The following is a 5,783-nucleotide window of genomic DNA, read 5'->3' on the forward strand; positions in this document are numbered from 1 at the left end:
CTATTGGCATGGCTTTAATTGCGTCAGAATAAGATACCGTGCCACAATAGCCATTAATCACCGGCAACTGAACTAATTTTTATATAGCAATATCCAGAATCAACTTAGATGATTTATCCTTAATTTTTTAAAGTATTCATTTGCATGACCGGTATGCTTTTTGATTTGTTCCGCTATCCAAGGTAGCATAGGCAGCCCAAGTGCCACCTCTAAACACAACTTAGGTTACTTTAAAGTCAGATTTTTTTGAATATCATTGGAGCTGATAGTGCCGGTATCACAGTATTTTTGAGCAGCAAGCGACAGCTGATCAATGATTACCATAATTGAGTAAAACATAGAATCTTTACTATAGTTATGTTCCTGTGATTAACTCCCATTTAACTTATATTGTTGCTCAGATATTTTTTTTAGTACTTGAGTTAATGTTAATTCATTTAGACATTTACTGATATCACTCTTAGAATAAGATATTTTCAGTGATTCAAAATATTGCTCCAATCGCCATTCGTCCAACACATCTGACTCTGATAAATAGCTATGAATATTGACAACGAGCTGGGGTAAAGGCTTATTTCTAATAAATTTTAGTCCCTTACCATGCTTTATAAATAGCCATTTTTGCCCATTAACCTCTAATTCTCCTTTTCGAGGGCAATCTAATAACAGATTATAATCCTTAACTTCTGGATAAACCCTCTTAAAAACAGACATTAAGTTATTTTGTAATTTAATTAATTCTTCAATATATTCTTTCATATCAGTACCTCGAGCGAGCCTCTGCTGCTTCTAATAAGAGCTGATTACCTTGGGCTTCTGTAACTTTGTTTATTCTAATTGGTATATCTTTTATGCCAGCTTTAACTGCTGCCGCTGCTCTATGATGACCATCAATAATAATCATCTTACCATTAACGATAGCTACATCGATAGGTTGAGTGGTATCAAATCCATTAGCCTTCATATCCCTTACTAATCTTTTAATATCTGAGCCTGAAATCTCATTTGAGTTTTGCCGACTAATTAAACTTTTAGGATCTACATTTTTAATGGCTTGCTCTGTATTAGATATTACACTTGCCTCCTTTCCAGCATTAAATTCCTTTAACTCAATCACATTTTTCTGATTTAAGCTGATTTTGTCAATGGATATTGTCACTTCGGTTGGTTTGATTGTCTGTCCGACTTTTACGGCGGTTGTTGTGTTCAGTTTAATCACATTTTCGGTTTGTGTTGCCATTTTGACTACCGATGAGGCTTTGCTGATTAAACCAATATCAATCAGTGTATAGGCGATTTCACCATAACCTTTAGCCACTAAGCCTGACCATTCTATCAACTCGCCACCGTGGGTCGCGGTAACCTCGTTACTCCACATTGAACGCGCACCAGCCTGAATATTATCTAATGCCACAAAGCCAATTACCGCCGCTAATGGCGCCCCTACACCCGCTCTACCAACTGCCGCTGCTACGCAAAGACTCATGATACCACTCACAACCTGTGCTGCACCGGTTATTCTCGGCAGATTGTCCAGCACCGTTTCTTTAATCTCGTCACCGTAAAGGTAATTATTTAGTATTTATGCTAAATCAACCACAGACAAAGCACCAGCTCCACAACTCAATGAGCGGTTTTATACCATCGGCTACGTGCCACAAGGCACAAAACCCAACCCCAAACCACAACTGACCATTAAAGGTAGATGGCTGGAACAAATAGGATTTTATGTGGGGAGCTCTGTTATTATTAAGATTAAATAGGGCAAGTTAATTATTGAACTTGCGATGCAGATTTAAAAAGCAATAAAAGATCTCTGTATCAGACTGAGATCTTTTTTATAGTTAAACTTTTCATAACGTTTATGATTATTAGAATAAATTGCTAAAATCAACTTTTTTTAATTGAAGCTCATAACGCAATTTATCTATAAACTCTTTGCTTGCAACAACTATTTTGGATAGTTCAATATCTGAATAGACTTTTTCCATCCATATACTACCAAACTGCCAATAGCCTGTAATTTCCTTCTTAAAGAATAGGATTGGTCCTTCTTCATAATCCATAGAGTAATATTCAAAATCACCCTGTTTCTCATAAATCCAATCATTCAATTTCTTTGCCAATTCAAGTAGTAATATTCCATTCTCAGCAAAAACAGGGATATTATCTATTAAAATAAATAAATTACCCTCAACTTCAGAAAAAAGCTGAGGATTCGATGAAACTTCACCGATAAATAAATCGGTATAATCAATATCTATTGAGAATTTACTGGGAATGCGTTCCATATTTTTCCATCATTTCCTATTATTATTCGGATACTTGTTTGACCTTTTGTACCAATAGGTTTATTCATATCAACTACAACTCTGAAAGAACCATCGACATTATTAGGTAGAAATTTAGCATTAGGAGAGTTTAATGCCTCTTTAACTAAGTTTTGAATATCAGATACATTATTTGTATTAAATTGAGCACTTCTATTAGCTGTGGTGCCAACCATATGTTTATCTTTTGGTGTCCATGTAGTTACATTATTTTTTGCTGCATCAAATGCAATTTTAGAAGCATTATCTAAAGCCCCCCAATTATTATTTGGAATAATGGCCTCTTGCTTACCTGTAGTCGCCGTCGTTCCCTTTCCAGCATTAAATTCCTTTAGCTCAATCACATTCTTCTGATTTAAGCTGATTTTGTCAATGGATATTGTCACTTCGGTTGGTTTGATTGTCTGTCCGACTTTTACGGCGGTTGTTGTGTTCAGTTTAATCACATTTTCGGTTTGTGTTGCCATTTTGACTACCGATGAGGCTTTGCTGATTAAACCAATATCAACCAGTGTATAGGCGATTTCACCATAACCTTTAGCCACTAAGCCTGACCATTCTATCAACTCGCCACCGTGGGTCGCGGTAACCTCATTACTCCACATTGAACGCGCACCAGCCTGGATATTATCTAATGCCACAAAGCCAATTACCGCCGCTAATGGCGCCCCTACCCCCGCTCTACCAACTGCCGCTGCGACGCAAAGACTCATGATACCACTCACAACCTGTGCTGCACCGGTTATTCTCGGCAGATTGTCCAGCACCGTTTCTTTAATCTGGTCACCGTAAAGGTAATTATCTGGTATTTACGCTAAAATCAACCACAGACAAAGCACCAGCTCCACAATCCACTGAGCGATATTATACGTCGGTTTTGTGCCACAAGGCGCAAAACTCAACCCCAGACCACAACTGACCATTAAAGGTAGATGGCTGGAACAAATAGGATTTTATGTGGGGAGCTCTGTTATTATTAAGATTAAATAGGGCAAGTTAATTATTGAGCTTGCAATACACTTCTACGAAATTATTTAAAAAATAATATATTATAAATATGTTAATAGCAAATTCGTAGCATAAGTATAGTTAACAATATATAGATTGGACCCTGTAAATGAATTTGTGTATTTGTCTATTTTTGAACTACGCTAACGAGTAAAAAATGGGTAGATATAAATGGACGAAAAAAGACTAAGAGAAATGGACGCAGAGCTTGCCAAAGGCATGACGACAAGGGAAATTACCAACACATTCAAAGAGATGTATGATGTTGATATCTCTCCAACTCTGATTTCTAAAGTGACAGATTCAGTAAAAGAGCAAGTGGTCAAATGGCAAAATTGTCCGCTTGAGAATATGTATCCAATTGTTTATCTGGACTGCATTGCGGTCAAAGTGAAACAAGATGGAAGGATCATCAATAAATCCGTTTTTCTTGCGCTAGCCATCAATAAGGACAGGCATTTGCTCATTTTGAGGAGATTTGGGATGATAAGTACCATATATTGGTAACCCTGGTGCAGACACTGGGAAAATCTCAGTACCTTCTTTGTTAATCCTAAGGTTATTCGCAAAGCGATTTATACCACCAATGCGATAGAGTCTTTAAATAGTGTTATTCGTCATGCTATCAAGAAAAGAAAGGTATTCCCGACCGATGACTCAGTTAAAAAGGTCATCTATTTAGCGATACAACAAGCTTCTAAAAAATGGACTATGCCTATTCAAAACTGGAAAAGTGTGATGAATCGATTTATTATAGAATTTGGTGACAGAATGATTCGTACCTCTAACTGGCAAATACACAAAATCTAGGATAGGGTCATTTTATAGTGCATAAGCTATATATTCATCCTTATTAACTACAAAAACAGTCATATCATTTTTTAGAAAAAATTTATTTTAACATTCATTTAGCTTCTACCCTTTTTTCTTAAATATTCCTGATATTGTTCCTCTTCAAATTTCTTCCATTCTTCTTCTGTGTAATTTTTTCTTTGTAAGTTTTATTGGCTTTATTTTCATAATTCAAAATTTGATAAAAATTATCAAATTCAGTTTACTCTTCATATTGTTTTCTTTCTCTAAAAAAATCAGTTTCAAATTCTACCAATTCTTTTTCTGTAAAATTTATTTGCTTTTCTTTATTTCTTATGACATATTCAATAAACTCAATAGGAATGTAGAAATTTTTGTACTTTCTCAAATAATATGAAAAATATACAGGCCAAATCCATTCTCCATCAGTAAAATATTCAAAAAGTGCAATTAATATTTCAATATTTTCTACTTCTGATACATAGCCCATCCAGCTTGCAAATGCAACACCATTTTCTAAGTATTCGACAACATCACTATTATCTCTATAAATATTTGTAAAACAACTTTTGAATCCCATTGCAAAACTTAATTTATCTAATTCTTTTATAAATCGTACATATTTCATCGTATAATTTTTAATGTCTAAATAATATTACCTTTCCTTTATTAACTACTTCAAATGTACCACCTTCTAATACTCTTATCTTATCAGTTTAAGCCTCTACTGTAGCTTCTAATATTTTTGCTAAACGAGAGCTCTACCTGTTGGTTTACTACCGCAATGAGTGGAATTTGAGGTATTTAGTCTATGTAATTCATGCAAAATTATTTTTTTTAATTCAGTTTTTGATTTAATTGCTTTCGGACCGATCAGAAAACCATTTTCACTAAACATTAGTCATACCAGAACCATTATTTAATAATCCAAATTTATTTTTTAATTAGCAAAATTTAATACTCTAAAATCAATAGTGAAAAATAGTTTATCTATCAATTATCCTAGGCTCTTCAAAATAAGGGGAATTTTTATAATCCTCTAACCACTTTTTATCACCTTCTAACATTCCCGAGAATGAACGAGAAAATAAATTAGAAAAATATTTTAAAGCTCTTATATTTCGTTGGAATGGTGTATCATTCGAATAAGTCGTTACTCCTATATTCCTATCTTGTTCGTTTATATTACTAATAATAAAATCACTTATTGAAAATTTTTCAATCTTAGTTTTTGATATAATTATGTTATAAAATATATCAGTTGTTTCTCTCCACATAATAAATTCTAATTGAAAATCCTTTTTAGAAAGTAAAATTGTTACGTCATCAATGCTTTTAACTTCAAATTTATATTTATAAATAATTGAAGAAAATACCTCAATAAATACTGGCAAATATCTATTCATGCTATTTCACCTTATACATTTGATTTGTTTTACTATCATATTTATAACCATTCTCAAGCAAATAATGATATTCTCTACCAAAACCTGTTAATTCTTTTAAGCCAGTATCTGTATTTAAACGATAAAGTTTTGTATCTATTGGTTTAGTTGCCAAAATAATATTATCTCCTCGTTTTATCACATTATCTAACCAAGGCTTATTATACTCATTCCAAAATTGCATTGG

General features: G+C 33.6%; 9 protein-coding genes and 1 pseudogene. 3 read left to right on the plus strand and 7 right to left on the minus strand.

Annotation, left to right across the window (positions count from 1 at the left end; genetic code table 11):
• Positions 1–369 precede the first annotated feature (369 nt).
• Together JMI89_RS11460 and JMI89_RS11465 are read right to left on the minus strand one after the other, a co-directional pair.
• Positions 370–759, minus strand: coding sequence for a hypothetical protein (locus tag JMI89_RS11460; protein ID WP_187754867.1), 390 nt, complete (start codon positions 757–759; stop codon positions 370–372).
• A gap of 1 nt (position 760) precedes the next feature.
• The gene (locus JMI89_RS11465; protein ID WP_220680136.1) at positions 761–1,540 is read right to left on the minus strand and encodes a ParB/RepB/Spo0J family partition protein; all 780 of its coding nucleotides are present in this window, start codon (positions 1,538–1,540) and stop codon (positions 761–763) included.
• 40 nt (positions 1,541–1,580) lie between these two features.
• Between JMI89_RS11465 and JMI89_RS12160 the strand changes: the two genes are divergently transcribed.
• Complete coding sequence (locus JMI89_RS12160) at positions 1,581–1,763, plus strand: SymE family type I addiction module toxin (RefSeq protein WP_343066793.1); 183 nt, start codon at positions 1,581–1,583, stop codon at positions 1,761–1,763.
• 108 nt (positions 1,764–1,871) lie between these two features.
• On the opposite strand, the gene JMI89_RS11475 is transcribed toward JMI89_RS12160, so the two are convergent.
• A complete protein-coding gene (locus tag JMI89_RS11475) occupies positions 1,872–2,291 on the minus strand; it encodes a hypothetical protein (protein ID WP_187756417.1) in 420 nt (139 codons plus the stop codon).
• Complete coding sequence (locus JMI89_RS11480) at positions 2,261–3,097, minus strand: hypothetical protein (protein ID WP_220680138.1); 837 nt, start codon at positions 3,095–3,097, stop codon at positions 2,261–2,263. The genes JMI89_RS11475 and JMI89_RS11480 overlap by 31 nt, the downstream gene beginning before the upstream one ends.
• 112 nt (positions 3,098–3,209) lie before the next feature.
• Between JMI89_RS11480 and JMI89_RS12165 the strand changes: the two genes are divergently transcribed.
• Positions 3,210–3,320 (plus strand): SymE family type I addiction module toxin, encoded by a 111-nt coding sequence (locus JMI89_RS12165; RefSeq protein ID WP_220680139.1) that lies wholly within the window; start codon positions 3,210–3,212, stop codon positions 3,318–3,320.
• A 195-nt stretch (positions 3,321–3,515) separates the two neighbouring features.
• Positions 3,516–4,148: pseudogene (locus tag JMI89_RS11490) on the plus strand (transposase); the annotation flags it as partial.
• A 244-nt stretch (positions 4,149–4,392) separates the two neighbouring features.
• Here JMI89_RS11490 and JMI89_RS11495 read toward each other — a convergent pair.
• The 3 genes from JMI89_RS11495 to JMI89_RS11505 all read right to left on the minus strand — a co-directional run.
• Positions 4,393–4,779: a hypothetical protein gene (locus JMI89_RS11495; protein ID WP_220680140.1), complete on the minus strand. Its 387-nt coding sequence runs from the start codon at positions 4,777–4,779 to the stop codon at positions 4,393–4,395.
• A 358-nt stretch (positions 4,780–5,137) separates the two neighbouring features.
• A complete protein-coding gene (locus JMI89_RS11500) occupies positions 5,138–5,557 on the minus strand; it encodes a hypothetical protein (RefSeq protein ID WP_220680141.1) in 420 nt (139 codons plus the stop codon).
• Between the two features lies 1 nt (position 5,558).
• On the minus strand, positions 5,559–5,783 hold a 225-nt coding region (locus JMI89_RS11505), incomplete at its 5' end, for a hypothetical protein (RefSeq protein WP_220680142.1).

This window comes from Frischella sp. Ac48 (assembly GCF_019641635.1).
GTDB classification, from domain to species: domain Bacteria; phylum Pseudomonadota; class Gammaproteobacteria; order Enterobacterales; family Orbaceae; genus Frischella; species Frischella japonica.

Coding starts and splice junctions, on each gene's coding strand:
- JMI89_RS11460 (WP_187754867.1), bottom strand. CDS start 759: ATGAAAGAATATATTGAAGAATTAATTAAATTACAAAATAACTTAATG.
- JMI89_RS11495 (WP_220680140.1), bottom strand. CDS start 4,779: ATGAAATATGTACGATTTATAAAAGAATTAGATAAATTAAGTTTTGCA.
- JMI89_RS11500 (WP_220680141.1), bottom strand. CDS start 5,557: ATGAATAGATATTTGCCAGTATTTATTGAGGTATTTTCTTCAATTATT.
- JMI89_RS11475 (WP_187756417.1), bottom strand. CDS start 2,291: ATGGAACGCATTCCCAGTAAATTCTCAATAGATATTGATTATACCGAT.